This is a genomic window from Thermomicrobiales bacterium, assembly GCA_041390825.1.
In the GTDB taxonomy this organism is placed as follows: Bacteria; Chloroflexota; Chloroflexia; order Thermomicrobiales; family UBA6265; genus JAMLHN01.
In genome coordinates, this window is sequence record JAWKPF010000027.1 from 32,977 (window position 1) to 48,989 (window position 16,013).

Consider the following 16,013-nt stretch of genomic DNA (forward strand, 5'->3'; position numbering starts at 1 on the left):
CGGCTCGAGCGACAGCACGCACGGGGGTTCGCGCGGCGATGTATTGGACACAGAAGCATGTGCTCGTTTGCACGGCCTCTCACTGCGCGCAGAAGGGTTCCAACGATCTGATCGGGCGGCTCCGCCTGGAGGTCGTGCGCAAGAAGCTCGACGCCGAGATCCTGGTCAACAATTGCGGCACGATCGACCTCTGCGACATCGGTCCGAATGTTGTCATCTATCCGGACAACGTGATTCTGAGCGGTGTGACGGTCAAGGACGTACCGAGGCTCGTCGCTTACTTGCAGGGGAACGGCGATCCGCCGGGTGAGATCACCAGTTTCGATTCACCAGCCGAGTCAGCCAGACGCGCGTTCTACCGTGCCGCCACGGGGTGCGGAGAGTTCTGCCCGGTGGAGCAATTCGGGTCGACCGCGGCCGAGCATGGATTCGACGCGCGATGGATCGACGAGCAAGCTCGTAGGGGGTTCGTAGCCCGCAAACCCGATCCCGCGACGGGTGAACCGGCCATCGTCATCACGAAAAAGGCCAGCGACCGTTACCGCTTGTCGGGGGATGGGGCGGAATGAGCGAACCAATCTCGCCCGAACCGCCGGAAAGTCCCCAGGAAAGCAAGCCGAGCTTGCGTGCTGCCTTGAGCGCGCGCGATCCCAATGCCATCAAAGCTGCCATCCGGCCATCGCACATTCTGCGTCTGGTGCTGGCCGTGGTGCTCATGATCGTTTCTTACTACACCAACCGCGGTTTTCTCGGATGGGGCTTGCTGTTTATCCTCGGCGTCCTCGTGGTGCCGGTCGGACGAACCCGCGCCTTTCTGATCGGGTTCATCCCGTACGCCGGTGTTTGGTTCCTCTTTACCGTCGGGCGTTCGTTGGCCGACGAAACCATCTTCGCGCGCACGGTCAATCTCTACGTTCCCGATTTCGAACGGCAGCTATTCAACGATCGCCTTCCGACCGTCCGTCTGCAGGACCGCTTCTTCACTCCTGGCGATCCGGGCCCACTCGACTACTTCATGACCGGAGTGCACTGGTCGTACTTCATCATTCCGCATGTCTTTGCCGTGATCATTTGGTACAAACGGCCAGAGCTCTTCCTGCGGTTCTTTAGCGCGATGACCCTGATGCTGGGAATCGGTCTCGCGATCTACTTCCTGATCCCAACCAACCCCCCGTGGCTTGCTCCGGAACCGATCAACTCTCCATCGGCGGCGGTGGTCTATCGCGTGATGGAGTCCGTCGGCAAAGCGATCGGAGGTGGGATCTACGAAGCCAGCTACGCGGTCATTGGCGAATCCAATCCGCGTGCCGCCATGCCATCCATCCACCTGGCATTCACGGCATTGCTCATCTTCCCGGCCTTCGCGTTCGGAAAAAAGTGGGGCTATCTGTTCGTAATCTACACGGCGCTCATGGGATTTGCCCTGGTGTACATGGGCGAGCACTACGTCACTGATTTGGCCGTCGGATTCATGTGCGCCGCGTATGGCTGGTACGGCGCCGGAGCATGGTGGGACATCGCCGCGCCAAACGTTTTCGGGAGCCGCAACCCGATGGCGGGACTCACGCAGGCCGCCGCAACACGTCAGGCGGAGGCAGCCTCGGGCCCCTGAGCCGAACGATTTGCCGCCGCCGCGGCGATCAGCACATCGAGGAATCGTTCGAACGCAGGCGCGCCGGGAATATCGCGCCGCACTCGCATCGGTCTCGTCATCTTGAGCTGGCCGCTTGCTGGATCGTATCCAACGCGGAACCAGATGCCAGCAAGATCGGGATCGTCCTTGAGGGGCAAGAGCACCGGCTCGATCTGGTCGGTGACTCCCGGCAGCTCTTGCTGAAAGCGGGCTTCGTCAGGTCCGCCCGGTTCTTTCGAACGCGTCAGCGTCCATTCCCAGGGTTCGCCACCGGCGCTTTCCACGATGGTCGTCACAAAGATGCGGCTCATGCCACCCGGCATGGTGGCAACCTTCCCCTCCGCAAGTTGCCCCTGATAGCGTCCAGAGACCTTGCCGTCCTCTACTTCCATCTCTCCGTCGACAACCTTGGCCAGCGGCGTCAACGCCGCTTCCATGTCGCTCTTCGAGCGTCGGTTGAAGTAGGCAGCGAGATAGGCTGTTCCCGCCAGCGCGAGAATGACCACCACGCACATGGCAATCGAAAAGGAGAGATACGGGTTCATCGATGAGGCGTTCCTCGGGCGGGCAAACGTGCGGTTCGGACTTCGCGCCATTCGGCATCGCGCGAACGGCACGCGCCAGTTTCCCACGCAATCGGTTGCGGCATAATTCGGTCATGCGCGCACCGGTGTATCCGGAAGTGTCGGCGCGCTTGTCAGCACCTGCAGGAAGGGTACCCTCTGCGAATGACCGTCGAGCCAACGATATTCGAGCTTAGCCGCGCTAATCGCCGCGGGGTCACCTTTCCCGCATCCACAGTTCCGAACTCGCCAGTCCCTGCCGAGCTTGCCCGCGAGCGGCTCGACTGGCCAGAAGTCAGCGAAATCGATGTGGTGCGCCACTTCACGCGCATGAGCCAGAAGAACCACGCGATCGACATCGCCATCTACCCGCTCGGCTCTTGCACGATGAAATACAACTCTCGCATCAACGAGAGCGTGGCCCGTCTTCCGGGTTTCGCGCAGTTGCACCCGCTGCAAACCGAAGACACCACCCAGGGAGCCATGCAGCTCATGTTCGAGCTGCAGGAGATGCTCGCGGAAATCTCCGGGTTCGCAAACGTCACGCTGCAACCTGCGGCCGGCGCCCATGGCGAGCTCACCGGTTGTCTCATCATCCGCGCGTTCCACGAGGACCAGGGTGACCCCGAGCGCACCGAAATGCTGGTGCCGGATTCTGCGCACGGCACAAACCCGGCGACGGCCGTGCTCGCCGGATTCGATGTGGTCACCATCCCCTCGGATGACCGGGGCAATGTCGACGTCGAGGCGCTCAAGGCGAAGATCGGTCCAAAGACCGCCGGCCTGATGATCACCAACCCAAACACGCTCGGCCTTTGGGACGAGCACATTCAGCAAGTCATCGATCTGGTGCACGAAGCGGGCGGATTGGTCTACAACGACGGCGCCAATTTCAACGCCATTCTCGGGTACGCCCGTCCAGGCGATCTCGGGATCGACGTCATGCACTTCAACCTGCACAAGACATTCTCGACCCCACACGGCGGTGGTGGGCCTGGTTCCGGACCGGTGGGCGTGGCAGAGAAGCTCGTCGACTACCTGCCTGGCCCAATGGTGCGTGCGGACGAGACCGATGGGGAGACCACGTACCGCTGGTACACACCGGAAAAATCCATCGGTCGCCTGCACTCATTCCATGGCAACTTCGGCATGTTCGTGCGCGCGCTGACCTACATCCGCATGCATGGTGAAGAGGGGCTGCGGCAGATCAGTTCGGACGCCGTGCTCAACGCCAACTACCTGAAAGCACGGCTCGAGGGCGCCTACGATGTGGCGATCGACCGAACCTGCATGCATGAGGTGGTTCTCTCCGCTCGCCGGCAGAAAGCCCAGGGAGTGAAAGCGCTCGACATCGCCAAGCGACTGCTCGATTTCGGCGTTCATCCGCCGACCACCTATTTCCCCCTGATCGTGCCGGAAGCGCTCATGATCGAGCCGACCGAAACCGAGTCGAAGGAATCGCTCGATCAGTTCATCGACATCATGCTGCAGATCGCGGCCGAAGCCGAGAACGAGCCAGAGACCGTTACGTCGGCCCCGCACACAACCGAGTACAAGCGGCTCGACGAAGCCGGCGCCAACCGCAAGCTCAACATCAAGTGGGTCAGCGACACCGAACGCGAGGCCGTCGCGGCCGACTGACTCAGCTCTGTCGACAACGCAAAACGCCGGCGAGACGAGTTTCTCGCCGGCGTTTTCGCGCGTTGGGCTATTTCGATTTCACCACGAAGTTCATCAGGCGTCCGGGCACGTAGATCTCGCGCATGACCTCGACTCCGTCCAGCGCCGCAGCGATCTTCTCGGTCCGACGAATGGCGTCCTTGGCGGACTCCTCTGACGCATCCGCGGGAAGCGTTACCCGATCGCGCACCTTGCCGTTCACCTGGATGACAACCTCGACAAAGTCGTCTTTCGCCAACTGCTCATCGTAGTCGGGCCAGGACTGCGTGTGCACCGAGTAGTCGCCGCCCAGCTTCTCCCAGAGCTCTTCGGCGACGTAGGGTGTCGAGGGAGCCATCAGGAGCACCAGTGTGCTCAGGGCGTCCCGCCATTCGCGAGTGGCCATCAGATCGGGCGACTTCAGGTCAGCAAGGCCATTCGAGCACTCGATCAGCGCCGCAACCATGGTGTTGAACTGAAAATCGAGCAGGTCGGTCGTCACTCGTTGCACCGTCTTGTTCACAAGCCGTTCCAGCGTGCGGGCAACCTCTGGATCGGCGCCCTTGGTCGGCTCGAACTCGATCGTTTCCAGCACAAGACCGTGAACTCTGCGGATGAAGCGCTCCATGCCCGTGATGCCGCGCGTGTTCCACGGTCCGCCCTGATCCCACGGGCCAAGGTACATGAGATGCAGGCGCAGCGAATCGGCTCCGTACTGCTGCACGAGCTCATCCGGGGAAACCTGCGTTCCCCGGCTCTTGCTCATCTTGGTCCCCTCTTCCGCCAGGATCATGCCCTGGTTGCGCAGGCGCTCGAACGGTTCACTGTGATGCACCATGCCAAGATCGCGCAGCACCTTCGTGAAGAACCGGGCATAGAGCAAGTGCAGAATCGCATGCTCGATTCCGCCGCAGTACAGATCGACCGGCGTCCACGTGTTGGCGATCGCCGGATCGAATGGCTGACTGCCGTTCTTCGGATTCGTGTAGCGGTACCAGTACCACGAGGAATCGACGAACGTGTCGAAGGTGTCGGTCTCGCGGCGAGCGGGTTTCCCGCAGTTCGGGCAAGTCGTGTTCAGGAACGACTGGTGGCTCACCAGCGGGCTCTGTCCCGTCGGTGTGAACTCCGCGTCGAGCGGGAGCTCGACCGGGAGCTGGTCGATCGGCACCGGCACCATGCCGCAGGCATCGCAATAGATGATGGGGATTGGGGTGCCCCAATAGCGCTGCCGGGAGACCAGCCAGTCGCGCAAGCGATAGTTGACCTCCGCCGTTCCCCTGCCCGTTTGCTCCAGCCATTCGATGACCTGCGGCAGGCTCTCCGGAACCGGGGCGCCATCGAACGAACCCGAGTTCACCATGATCCCGTTGCCGTGATAGGCCTCGGTCATCGTTTGCGGATCGAGCGGGTCGCCTTCTGGCTGAATCACAACCCGAATGGGCAAGTCGAAGGCTCGCGCGAACGCGAAGTCGCGTTCGTCATGAGCAGGAACTGCCATGATGGCGCCCGTGCCGTAACCCATCAGAACGTAGTCGGCAATCCAGATGGGAATCCGCTCGTCGGTAATCGGGTTGATCGCATATGCCCCAGTAAAGACGCCGCTCTTTGCCTTGGTGGCGTCGGTGGACATACGCTCGATCTCGCTCTGGTTGCGGGCCGCGGTGGCATAGGCCCGCACGGCCTCGCGCCGGTCTTCTGTCGTGATTTGTTCGACCAACGGATGCTCCGGCGCCAACACCATGAAGGTTGCGCCCCAGACCGTGTCCGGTCGTGTCGTGAAGACCTCCAGCGGCTCGCCGCCTTCGACCGCGAAGGTCAGGCGAGCCCCCTCCGAACGGCCGATCCAGTTGCGCTGCATCGTCTTGACCCGCTCGGGCCAGTCGAGGTTGTCCAGTTCGGCCAGTAGCTCTTCGACATAGTGGGTAATGTTGAAATACCACTGTTCCAGATCGCGCTTGATGACTTCCGACCCACAGCGCTCGCAAATGTTTCCTTCGAGCACCTGCTCGTTCGCGAGCACGGTCTGATCCTTCGGGCACCACCAGACGGCGCCAGCCTTGCGATAGGCGAGCCCACGCTCCAGCATCTGCAGAAAGATCCACTGGTTCCAGTGGTAGTAGTCCGGATTGCAAGTAATGACTTCCCGCGTCCAATCGATCATCGCGCCCATCTGGCGGTATTGGGCGCGCATCGCGTCGATGTTGTCGTAGGTCCATTCCGCCGGGTGAATGTTGTGCCGGATGGCCGCATTCTCGGCCGGCAACCCAAAGGCATCGAACCCCATCGGGAACATGACGTTGTAGCCGCGCATCCGCTGAAACCGGGCGAACACGTCGGGCACCGCGAAGGCGTACCAGTGTCCGATGTGCAGGATCCCCGACGGGTAGGGATACATCGTCAGCGAAAACCACTTTGGCTTGTCCGAGTCGTCCGGTGTGACGTAAAGCTGGTCGGCCTCCCATCGTTCGCGCCACCGCGGTTCGATCTCACCCGCCTTGTACAGCACGGCGGATTCAGCTGGTTTGGTGATGGACGACAAGGGTTTCGACTCCAACTCGAAGGGAAAACACGCACGACGCTTCGTGTCGCCCACGATTGTCGCGTGCATGCGCCACAAACTCAAGAAACGGGGCGAGAATGCGCTGGTTGCGCATCCCGTTCGGTTGCTGGGAATGGTATCGTGAGCCGCAAGGAGAAGCGCGCGGGCGCTGACCAACGACGCCCAGCTATCGCAGGAGCCCACGCCACTTGGAATCGATCGTCATTGGCGTGCTCGCGCTCCTGGCAATTGCCGGTGCAGCGTGGCTGGGACCGCGCGTGCGCATTGCGGCGCCGCTCATCCTTGTGCTGGTGGGCATCGCGGTCAGCCTCTGGCCGTCTACCCCGATCTTCGAGGTCGATCCCGAATGGATCCTCGCCGGCATCCTGCCACCGCTCCTCTTCTCTGCTGCGGTCTCTTTGCCAACGACCGAATTTCGACGTGACTTCGCCGCCATCAGCGGTCTGGCGGTCATGCTGGTCGTCATCACCTCGTTCGTCATCGGCTGGATTCTCTCGCGCATCATCCCTGACCTCGATTTCGCCGCTGGACTGGCAATTGGCGCCATCCTGAGCCCGACCGATGCCGTTGCAACTTCTATCGTCAAGCGGCTCGGCGTCTCGCCACGAACCGTCGTCGTACTGGAAGGCGAGAGCCTGCTGAACGATGCGTCGGCGCTTGTGCTGCTGCGAACTGCCATCGGGGCAACTGCCGCCGGAATCTCCCTCCTGCATATCGCCGGCGCGTTTGTCTATTCCATCGTGATTGCCGTGGTCATCGGCGCCGTGGTCGGCTACGGAAATCTCTGGATTCGCTCACGCGCCACTGATCCCACCGTCAACACCGCGCTCGCCCTCACGGTGCCGTTTCTTGCTTCGCTCCCCGCGGAATGGATGGAAGCGTCGGGACTGGTTGCCGCGGTCGTCGCCGGCTTGATCACCGGATTCATGGGGCCACGCTATCTGCCGCCGCGCTTTCGCCTGTCGGACCGGCAAAACTGGCGCATGATCGAGTTCATCCTGGAAGGCGCGGTCTTTCTCATCATGGGATTGGAGCTCGACTGGGTGCTGGAGGATGTGCAGGAAGATCACTTCGGGATAGCCAAGGCGTTCGAGTACGCGCTCATCGCGCTCGTGCTCACCGTCGTGATCCGCGCCCTCTATATCGTTCCACTCGTCTATCTGTTTCGGACAAGCTCAGACCGAGCCACCCGCGTTGCAAACGCGTTTCAGCACCGGTTCGTCGAGCCAATCTCGGAACACGAATTCAATCTCAAGTTCTGGGGCCGAGGAAAGCAATCGGACGAGGAGACGATCGCGCGATTTCGCAAGACCTGGCGCCGAAGAGCGGCAGATATCGACTACTACCGCCATGAACAGATGGGATGGCGTCAAGGCACGGTCATCGTCTGGGCAGGTATGCGAGGCGCGGTCACACTGGCCGCAGCGCAAACCCTCCCACGCGATACGCCGAGCCGTTCCCTTCTGGTCTTCGTCGCATTCCTGGTCGCTGCCATGTCACTGTTGCTCCAGGGTTCGACGCTGCCCTGGCTTGCGAGAAAACTGTTGCCTCCAGGCGACAACAACGAACGCGCCGATGCCGAACGCGCGCGCCTCACCGTCGCCATGCGCAACGCGGGCACCCAGGTCCTGAAGGAGCACGGCCTCGATCCCGACGCACCATTTCCCGAGCTCGTTACCGGACCAATGCCTTCTGCCGATAGCGGGTCGCTTGAACAGCAGAGTCGCAACAAGCAGATTCAGCTGGAGATGATCGAGGCCCAGCGTGCGGTCTTGCTGGCTGTCATGGACGAAGGCACATTCAGTTCCGAGCTCATCAGTTCGACGATGGCCAATCTCGACGCCGATCAGATCTCGCTCGAAATCAAAGGGACGCCGGCGACCGGTCACTAGCAGATATCGCCGTCGAGCCGGACCTACGACGGCGCATTCCGGTTTGCCTGAATCGGGTCGTGCTCTGACCCGCTTGCCGGAAACGAAGTGTCGTGCCCCGACGGGAAATCGATCCCATGGCACTTCGAGGGGAGCGACTGCGGCGCCAAACGAACAAACCCTGTCGCTGATCACCAGGACAGGGTTCGAACACGTTCTTCTTGTGGAGCTGAGGGGACTCGAACCCCTGACTTCAACACTGCCAGTGTTGCGCTCTCCCAGCTGAGCTACAGCCCCGCGCCAAAAAGGCAGACGCTAGGCTAGCATTGACCGGGGCGATACGTCAAACAGGCGCGCCCGGTCTTCTCCCGGGAGAATCATTGTGCAGCCCGCAACGACGGTGGAATCGATCGGCTCACCCATTCTCCAGCGGCTCGACGCGCAAAACCAGTTGCGCGACCGGGCGCTGAACGAAGGGCGTCAGGTGGTACGCATGAGCGCGAACTCGATCCGCGCGACCCACCGGCATGAGTTCGACTTGGCCGCGGGTCTGCTTTCGGACGCGAGGCGTGTGCTGTCGGCACTGCTCGAGGACCTGAACGACCATCCAGGCATTCGATGGGCTGGATACGTTCAGGATCCGATGAAGGAGATGTCCGAGGCAGCGATCACGCTTGCGCTCGTCACTGGTGAACCGCTCCCAACTCCGGAAGCCCTGGGCGTCGATGACCCGCCCTACCTCAATGCGCTCGCCGAGGCCGCCAGTGAACTTCGTCGCCAGGTGCTCGATGCCGTGCGAACGGACGATTTCGCGCGCGGTGAGCAGCTTATGGCGCGCATGGACGAGGTCTATGCCTTTCTTGTGACCGTGGATTATCCCGACGGTCTCACAGGCGGACTTCGCCGGACCACCGACGCGCTCCGTGCCGTGCTCGAGCGAACTCGCGCCGATCTGACGATCACGGGCGCTCAGCATCGGCTCCTGTCGGCGCTCGATCGATCTGGACTCATCCCGGCCGGAAACGACTCGAGTCTACGGAACCAGTTGCTCGGCGACTCCGGCGAGTAGCTCGATGCAACCGTCCACTCCGTCGATCAAAAGGTCGGCGGTTTCGCGCACGACGGCGTGCGTTTCCGCGGAAACGATGCCAACAGATAGCGTGCGCACCTCAGGCGATTCGAGCGCCCCGAGCGATCGAAACGCATCCACGTCGGTCACATCGTCCCCCAGATAGACCACCCCGGCCAACGCGCGTTCGACGGCCAGATCGTGAATGGCAGTGCCCTTGTTCACGAGAGCTTTGGGCCGGATCTCGAAGACCAGCTTCCCATCGGTCACATTCAGGTCGTGCAATCCGGCAATGGCAACCACCAACTGCCGCAACAGTTCGACCGGCTGTCCCCGATCCTCCACCAGCCGATAGTGAACCGAAGCAGAAAGGTCCTTGTTCTCGATTACGACTCCTGCCAGCTGTGGCGTCGCGTCGACGATGCCATGCAAGAGACTCGTCGTCGTCGAAACGCTGGCGCGCGATCCGAGCGCCGACGGGTGGATCAGACGCTCCCCGTCATGTAGGCGTTCGTAACCATGGTTTCCCACGACCATGACGCCGTCGAGCCCGAGCATGTTTGCCGCATCGGCCGCACCCCGCCCAGTTATCGCCCCAACGATCGAGACAGCTGACGAAAGCGCCCGTAGCGAGGCCTTCGCCGACTCCGCGACCCGCGCTTCAGAGGGCACTCGCGCGACCTGGCTGATCGTTCCGTCGATGTCGGTGAAAAGTCCCGATGGCTCACGTCTGAGCACCTGGACGACCTGCTCTATTGCATGCGCAATGGGTGTTTCGGCGGTCATCCAATCCTCCTAGGCAGGCGATTCGTAGCGGTAGATTTCACCGGTCGCTTCATCGATGAAGAGATCCTTGATCACTCCCGATTGCTCGATCGACACATGTGCGACCAATGCGCCGTCTGGCACGCCGGCCGGGCCGAACGGCGCTTGCTTGCTGTTGATGCGCACATCGACCCCGGTCGACGGATCGAGTCGGAGATCGTCAGTGAAATCCGCTTCGATCAACGCGCTGTAGATCCGTCCGAAATCGATCGCATCCACCGGAAGCGACTCGACCAGCGCCGGATCGAGATTTACGGGTTGTGACTCACCGGTGTCAGCCGTCAGCAGCGCCTGCGCTTCCGCCGAAAAGTAGCTTGGCTGAAGCCGGAACCCCGATCCGAAGAGCGCGCACGAGACGCGCAACTGCACAAGTTGCGCATCGTCATGCCATTCGAGCGCCTGGTCGTCCGGGGTGCCCAGCATGTCACGCCAAACCGGATCGATCGCCGCAATGTCGCTCACGAGCATCATGCCGTCGCCGCATGGCTGCCGAGCTTGCTCAGGTGACATGGTCGGAGCGGGGGTTCCCAGCTCGGACGTTGCGGTGGGGATCAGCGGATTCACCGATTCGCCTCGGGCGCATCCAGCCAGGGCCGCCAGCAGGACAAGACAGGCGACAAGCGGCACGAATCTCGCCGTACCTCGCTCGCTCCACTTCCAACTGTTGAATCGCGTCATGTCCAGTCCCGGTCCCGATCCGATGCGGCAGCAATGGTACTCGTCGAACTTGAAACCCACCTCTGGAGCGATACACCGCTCGGGTATACTCGCCCATCGCGGCGAGACGCGCCTGACCCGTCGAGCGATTGCTCGGGGTCATGCGCGCAAGCGACATCGGCACCATTTGACGAATCGCAAGCTCCGGCGTTCCAGACGCGGAGAGAGGAACGCAATGCGCCTGTTCAACACGCAGTCGGGAACGCTGGAAACCGTCGAGCTGAGCGAGGATCCGCTCGGTCTCTATGTCTGCGGAGTCACGCCGTACGACACAACTCACGCTGGTCATGCCTTCACCTACCTCACGTTCGATGTGCTGATCCGGTATCTCGACTTTCTCGGTCAACCGGTGACCTACGTGCAGAACGTCACCGATATCGACGACGACATCCTTCGCAAAGCCAAGGAAGTTGGCATCGGTTGGGACGAGCTGGGCGAGCGCGAAACTCGGCGTTTTCTGGCCGACATGGAATCGCTCGGCTGGCGCGAGCCCGACTACTATGTCAAGGCAACCGAGCACACGCCGGAGATGATCGACATGATCCTCCCGCTGATCGAACAGGGAATGGCGTACGAGTCGAACCGTTCGGTCTACTTTTCGGTGGCATCCGATCCCGAGTTCGGCAAGTTGAGCCACTATCCCATCGCCGAGATGCTCCCGATCGCCAATGAGCGCGGCAACTTCCCCGATGACCCGAACAAACGCGATCCGCTGGATTTCGTTCTTTGGCAGGCGTCGAAACCGGGAGAGCCGACCTGGGACTCCCCATGGGGTCCCGGACGCCCAGGCTGGCATATCGAGTGCAGCGCGATGGCCGCGCGCTATCTCGGCCCATCCTTTGCGATCCACGGCGGTGGCTCAGACCTGATCTTCCCCCATCACGAGTGCGAGATTGCCCAGGCCGAGAATTCCACGGGGGTCGAACCGTTCGTGCGCTACTGGGTCCATGTCGGCATGGTCGAGTACCAGGGCGAGAAGATGAGCAAGTCGCTCGGCAATCTGGTTCTGGTCAGCAATGAGCTGAAACGGTATTCAGCCGATGCGTTCCGGCTCTATCTCATGAGTCACCACTATCGCAGTCCGTGGGAATACATCGACGGCGAGATCGAGGACTGGCAGGCGGTGGCTCAGGAACTGGCAGCCGCGGCCGAATTGCCATCGACCGCTGGTGGATCGGCAGTCGACGCTTCGCCGTACCGAGAACGCTTCCTCGCAGCCATGGATGAGGACCTGGATACCCCCACTGCCATTGCGGCGCTCGTCGACCTCGGTCAGCGGATCCATGCCGAAAGCAGCGGAGGCGATCTCACGGACGCCCAACAATCGCTGCGCGAGCTTGGGGGAATTCTCGGGTTGGCATTGGCCAGCTAAGGCCTCGCGCATGCTGAATTAGCACTCTCCCTTGCAGAGTGCTAACAGATTCGGTATCCTCTCTCCAGTACCAATGGGCGGGAGCGTGCGCTCCCAACGTTTTGTTCTGGAGGAATGTTCATGGCAACTGCTGAGGCTCCTGCTGACCTCAAGCTCACTCCCCTGGGCGACCGCGTCGTCGTTCAACCGCTCGGGCGTGAGGAAACCACCAAGTCGGGCATCGTTCTGCCGGACACCGCCAAAGAGAAGCCGCAGCGCGGCACCGTGCTGGCCGTCGGCCAGGGACGCAAGGATGACGACGGGAATCGCATCCCGGTCGACGTCAATGTCGGCGATCAGGTCCTCTTCGCCAAGTACGCCGGCACCGAGTTCAAGCTCGATGACGTCGATCTGCTCATCCTGGCCGAGAAGGACATTCTCGCCGTCGTCGGATAGGTAAACAGTCGTAGGCCGTCAGTCGTCAGTTCGTTTTTCGAACCGACAGCCGATTGCTGGTGTCTGACGGTGTGTTTCGTTTCGTTTCTATCAATTGAGGAAAGTTCATGGCCAAGCAACTTCAATTCGACAATCAGGCGCGGCAGTCCCTCAAAGAGGGCGTGGATACCGTCGCCAACGCGGTGAAAGTCACCCTCGGCCCCAAGGGCCGCAACGTCGCCCTCGACAAGAAATACGGCGCCCCGACCGTCACCCATGACGGCGTGACCGTCGCCAAGGACATCGAGCTCGACGATCCGTTCGCCGATATGGGCGCTCAGTTGGTCAAGGAGGCCTCCTCGAAGACCAACGACGTCGCCGGAGACGGCACCACTACCGCCACCGTGCTGGCCCAGGCCATCGTGCACGAAGGCATGCGCAACATCGCCGCTGGCGCCAATGCCATGCTGCTGAAGCAGGGCCTCGAGCTTGCTTCCGACGCAGTTGTGGCTGCCATCCAGGATGCCGCGGTCGAAGTCGCCGGCAAGGACGAGATTGCCCAGGTCGCAGCCATCTCCGCCGCCGACAAGGAAATCGGCGGTCTCATCGCCGATGTGATGGAGAAGGTCGGCAAGGACGGCGTGATCACGGTCGAAGAGTCCAAGGGTCTCGCCTTCGAGGTCGAGTACACGGAGGGTATGCAGTTCGACCGCGGCTACATCTCCCCCTACTTCGTGACCAACCCGGAGCGGATGGAGGCCGAGTTCGAGGAGCCGTTCATCCTCATCCACGACAAGAAGATTTCCGCCATTGCGGACATCCTGCCCACCCTCGAACTGGTGGCGCGCGCCGGCCGCGGGCTGGTGATCATTGCCGAGGATGTCGATGGTGAAGCGCTGGCCACGCTGGTGGTCAACAAGCTGCGCGGCACCCTCAACGTTACCGCTGTCAAGGCGCCGGGCTTCGGCGATCGCCGCAAGGAAATGCTGCGCGACATTGCCGTTCTGACCGGCGGCCAGGTGATCTCCGAGGAAGTCGGCCGCAAGCTCGACGGTGTCACTGTCGAGGACCTCGGCCGGGCCCGCCGCGTGGTCTCCACCAAGGACGACACCACCGTGATCGAGGGCTATGGCGACGAGGCGGCCATCAAGGGCCGCGCCGAGCAGATCAAGGCCCAGATCGAGACCACGACCAGCGACTTCGATCGCGAGAAGCTGCAGGAGCGGCTGGCCAAGCTCTCCGGTGGCGTTGCGGTCATCAAGGTTGGCGCTGCCACTGAGACCGAACTCAAGGAGAAGAAGCACCGCGTCGAGGATGCGCTCAGCGCCACCCGCGCAGCGGTCGAGGAAGGCATCGTCCCGGGCGGCGGCGTGGCCCTCATCAACGGAATCGGCGCGCTCGATGGCATCAAGGCCGAGGGCGATGTCAAGACCGGTGTGAACATCCTGCGCCGCGCGCTGGAGGAGCCGATGCGCGGCATCGCCGAGAACGCTGGCTACGATGGCGCGGTGGTGGTCGAGAGTGTCCGCCGCCAGCAGAAGGAAGCCGGCAACACGAACATCGGCTTCGATGTGATCTCCGAGAGCTATCTCGACATGATCAAGGCTGGCGTGATCGACCCGGCCAAGGTGACCCGCTCCGCGGTCGAGAATGCTGCGTCGATCGGCGCGATGATTCTGACCACCGAGGCGCTGGTGACCGACAAGCCCGAGAAGGCTGCTCCGGCGATGCCCCCGGGCGGCATGGGCGGCATGGACTTCTAGTCCAGGCGCACGTCGAAGAGAAACGAACGAACGGCCTGAGCGAAATTGCTCAGGCCGTTTCGTTGTCTTCATCCGCTCGCAGAGGCGACCCAGAAGCTCTGGATGAGACAGGGATGAGCCGGAACGCTCAGCGGCATGACTTCCACGACGAGGTCACGTACCAGCGCAAACGCGGCGCTCAGAACGAGCTATTCGTCGATCGGCTCCGGAGCTTCGAACATCGGTGTCAAGATGGTGGGGAAGACGCGCTGCCCATACTGTTCGATGATGATGGCCTGCGTCGGACACGCCCGAGCGCCGGCAAAAATCTGTTGCACCGTCGCGCTATCGAAATCGACGAGTTCAGCAACCTGCGTCTCTTCGTCCAGTACGTAGACTCCTGGCGCGGCAGTCGTGCACTTCGCGTTCGAAATGCATCGTCTGGGATCGACCCAGACACTCAAACCCCGCTTCACGCTCTCCTGATCGCTCATCAGTTCGCATCGTCCTTGTCATGCTCATCGTCAGTCGTGGTGCGGTCGGTGAGCTCGACCGCTGGTCCACCAGCCAATTCTCCCACGCTGTGAGGATCTCGCTCGACGATCTTCGGAAACGACGTCTCGATTCCCAGGCGGGCGCACTCCTGCAAGAGCCGGAGGCGGAACTCGCCTTCCACCGCTCCGCCCTTGCCTGCGACCGTTTCTCCATTCACCCGAACCACGATGGCCTTCTCGAGCAGCTCCTGCACCCTCGTCGCGCGAATCGGTTCCCGCACGAAACCGGCCCACTCCGGATCGTGCGCGATCTCGAGGCCGATACGATTGATGATCGTGAAGACATCCTCCATATTGGAGCCGTATCCGACGCTAACCATCTGGTTGATCTTCGTGAATTCTTTCGAGCGGTTCGAGGCAACCCGAATCTCGCCGTTCGGGATGTGATGCACCGTCCCGTCCCGGTCTCGCAACACCGTCAGCCGCAGGCGCATGTCCTCGACGATTCCCTGGATCTTGTTGATCTCCACGGAATCGCCCACCCGATACTGGTCCTCGGTCAGGATGAGAATGCCCGAAAGGTAGTCGCGCACCAGGTACTGCGCCCCAAAACCGAGCGCGATCGAGACGAGCGACACACTCGCCAGGATGGCTCCCAGATTCACGCCGAAGCTCCCCAGCAACAAGATGATGGCGAGCAGACCGAATACCGCGCGTACCGCCGTCAGCAGCACGCGAGTGATCGACTCGGTTCGCTTCTCGTCTCCATCCTCGTAGTCCCAACCGCGCATGAGATGACGGCGCCGTTCGACGCCCTTGCGCACGAGCCATTCGGTGATTCGCAGCGCCACGCCCAACACCGCGAAAAAGACCACGAACGACAAGATGCCATCGAGAAGTGAAAACAGCAGGTCCTCGAAACTCTCGAAAGTGAAGTCGAATGTCACGCGATCTTCATCCTATTGCGGGCGGCAAGGGATCGGTCTGTTGCACACGGGCATTATGCGGGAGGAACCGCAACTTGCCGATGTCGATTCGCGAATCCAGCCTCTTCGAACGAGGCCATACGGCTCGGCGCTATCGTCATCCGG

At 61.8% G+C, this 16,013-nt stretch carries 14 protein-coding genes and 1 tRNA gene; 8 read left to right on the forward strand and 7 right to left on the reverse strand.

Annotated elements, in window-relative coordinates; all coding sequences use genetic code 11:
* Positions 1–38 precede the first annotated feature (38 nt).
* Together R2855_14515 and R2855_14520 are read left to right on the forward strand one after the other, a co-directional pair.
* Positions 39–569, forward strand: coding sequence for a (2Fe-2S) ferredoxin domain-containing protein (locus R2855_14515; protein ID MEZ4532215.1), 531 nt, complete (start codon positions 39–41; stop codon positions 567–569).
* Positions 566–1,612, forward strand: coding sequence for a phosphatase PAP2 family protein (locus R2855_14520; GenBank protein ID MEZ4532216.1), 1,047 nt, complete (start codon positions 566–568; stop codon positions 1,610–1,612). The genes R2855_14515 and R2855_14520 overlap by 4 nt, the downstream gene beginning before the upstream one ends.
* On the opposite strand, the gene R2855_14525 is transcribed toward R2855_14520, so the two are convergent.
* Positions 1,585–2,178 carry a hypothetical protein gene (locus R2855_14525; GenBank protein ID MEZ4532217.1) on the reverse strand — a complete coding sequence of 198 codons (594 nt, stop codon included), beginning with the start codon at positions 2,176–2,178 and terminating at the stop codon, positions 1,585–1,587. The two genes, R2855_14520 and R2855_14525, sit on opposite strands and share 28 nt — an antisense overlap.
* A gap of 183 nt (positions 2,179–2,361) precedes the next feature.
* Between R2855_14525 and gcvPB the strand changes: the two genes are divergently transcribed.
* Positions 2,362–3,837: an aminomethyl-transferring glycine dehydrogenase subunit GcvPB gene (gcvPB, locus tag R2855_14530; GenBank protein MEZ4532218.1), complete on the forward strand. Its 1,476-nt coding sequence runs from the start codon at positions 2,362–2,364 to the stop codon at positions 3,835–3,837.
* Between the two features lie 67 nt (positions 3,838–3,904).
* Here the strand turns inward: gcvPB and leuS are convergent, their stop codons facing one another.
* Entirely contained in the window at positions 3,905–6,397 is a 2,493-nt protein-coding gene (gene leuS, locus R2855_14535) for a leucine--tRNA ligase (GenBank protein ID MEZ4532219.1), read from the reverse strand.
* A 209-nt stretch (positions 6,398–6,606) separates the two neighbouring features.
* Here leuS and R2855_14540 point away from each other — a divergent pair, with 209 nt between their 5' ends.
* Positions 6,607–8,310 (forward strand): cation:proton antiporter, encoded by a 1,704-nt coding sequence (locus R2855_14540; protein ID MEZ4532220.1) that lies wholly within the window; start codon positions 6,607–6,609, stop codon positions 8,308–8,310.
* Between the two features lie 203 nt (positions 8,311–8,513).
* Here R2855_14540 and R2855_14545 read toward each other — a convergent pair.
* Positions 8,514–8,586 (reverse strand) — tRNA-Ala (locus tag R2855_14545).
* An 85-nt stretch (positions 8,587–8,671) separates the two neighbouring features.
* Between R2855_14545 and R2855_14550 the strand changes: the two genes are divergently transcribed.
* Complete coding sequence (locus R2855_14550; protein ID MEZ4532221.1) at positions 8,672–9,358, forward strand: haloacid dehalogenase; 687 nt, start codon at positions 8,672–8,674, stop codon at positions 9,356–9,358.
* On the opposite strand, the gene otsB is transcribed toward R2855_14550, so the two are convergent.
* Together otsB and R2855_14560 are read right to left on the reverse strand one after the other, a co-directional pair.
* Positions 9,323–10,144: a trehalose-phosphatase gene (gene otsB / locus R2855_14555; protein ID MEZ4532222.1), complete on the reverse strand. Its 822-nt coding sequence runs from the start codon at positions 10,142–10,144 to the stop codon at positions 9,323–9,325. The genes R2855_14550 and otsB overlap by 36 nt on opposite strands.
* 9 nt (positions 10,145–10,153) lie before the next feature.
* Complete coding sequence (locus R2855_14560; GenBank protein ID MEZ4532223.1) at positions 10,154–10,810, reverse strand: hypothetical protein; 657 nt, start codon at positions 10,808–10,810, stop codon at positions 10,154–10,156.
* A 265-nt stretch (positions 10,811–11,075) separates the two neighbouring features.
* Between R2855_14560 and cysS the strand changes: the two genes are divergently transcribed.
* The 3 genes from cysS to groL all read left to right on the forward strand — a co-directional run bounded on the left by cysS (position 11,076) and on the right by groL (position 14,449).
* Positions 11,076–12,272 carry a cysteine--tRNA ligase gene (cysS, locus tag R2855_14565; GenBank protein ID MEZ4532224.1) on the forward strand — a complete coding sequence of 399 codons (1,197 nt, stop codon included), beginning with the start codon at positions 11,076–11,078 and terminating at the stop codon, positions 12,270–12,272.
* 120 nt (positions 12,273–12,392) lie between these two features.
* Positions 12,393–12,707: a co-chaperone GroES gene (gene groES, locus R2855_14570; GenBank protein ID MEZ4532225.1), complete on the forward strand. Its 315-nt coding sequence runs from the start codon at positions 12,393–12,395 to the stop codon at positions 12,705–12,707.
* 107 nt (positions 12,708–12,814) lie between these two features.
* Entirely contained in the window at positions 12,815–14,449 is a 1,635-nt protein-coding gene (gene groL, locus R2855_14575) for a chaperonin GroEL (protein ID MEZ4532226.1), read from the forward strand.
* 188 nt (positions 14,450–14,637) lie between these two features.
* Here groL and R2855_14580 read toward each other — a convergent pair whose 3' ends face one another.
* Both R2855_14580 and R2855_14585 read right to left on the reverse strand, forming a co-directional pair.
* Positions 14,638–14,922 (reverse strand): ferredoxin, encoded by a 285-nt coding sequence (locus R2855_14580; protein MEZ4532227.1) that lies wholly within the window; start codon positions 14,920–14,922, stop codon positions 14,638–14,640.
* A complete protein-coding gene (locus R2855_14585) occupies positions 14,922–15,869 on the reverse strand; it encodes a mechanosensitive ion channel (protein MEZ4532228.1) in 948 nt (315 codons plus the stop codon). The genes R2855_14580 and R2855_14585 overlap by 1 nt, the downstream gene beginning before the upstream one ends.
* Positions 15,870–16,013: the final 144 nt, after the last annotated feature.

Bases quoted from the DNA above. Each gene is read 5' to 3' on its own strand.
- R2855_14515 (MEZ4532215.1), top strand. From the start codon at position 39: ATGTATTGGACACAGAAGCATGTGCTCGTTTGCACGGCCTCTCACTGC.
- R2855_14520 (MEZ4532216.1), top strand. From the start codon at position 566: ATGAGCGAACCAATCTCGCCCGAACCGCCGGAAAGTCCCCAGGAAAGC.
- otsB (MEZ4532222.1), bottom strand. From the start codon at position 10,144: ATGACCGCCGAAACACCCATTGCGCATGCAATAGAGCAGGTCGTCCAG.
- groL (MEZ4532226.1), top strand. From the start codon at position 12,815: ATGGCCAAGCAACTTCAATTCGACAATCAGGCGCGGCAGTCCCTCAAA.
- cysS (MEZ4532224.1), top strand. From the start codon at position 11,076: ATGCGCCTGTTCAACACGCAGTCGGGAACGCTGGAAACCGTCGAGCTG.
- gcvPB (MEZ4532218.1), top strand. From the start codon at position 2,362: ATGACCGTCGAGCCAACGATATTCGAGCTTAGCCGCGCTAATCGCCGC.
- R2855_14580 (MEZ4532227.1), bottom strand. From the start codon at position 14,922: ATGAGCGATCAGGAGAGCGTGAAGCGGGGTTTGAGTGTCTGGGTCGAT.
- groES (MEZ4532225.1), top strand. From the start codon at position 12,393: ATGGCAACTGCTGAGGCTCCTGCTGACCTCAAGCTCACTCCCCTGGGC.
- R2855_14525 (MEZ4532217.1), bottom strand. From the start codon at position 2,178: ATGAACCCGTATCTCTCCTTTTCGATTGCCATGTGCGTGGTGGTCATT.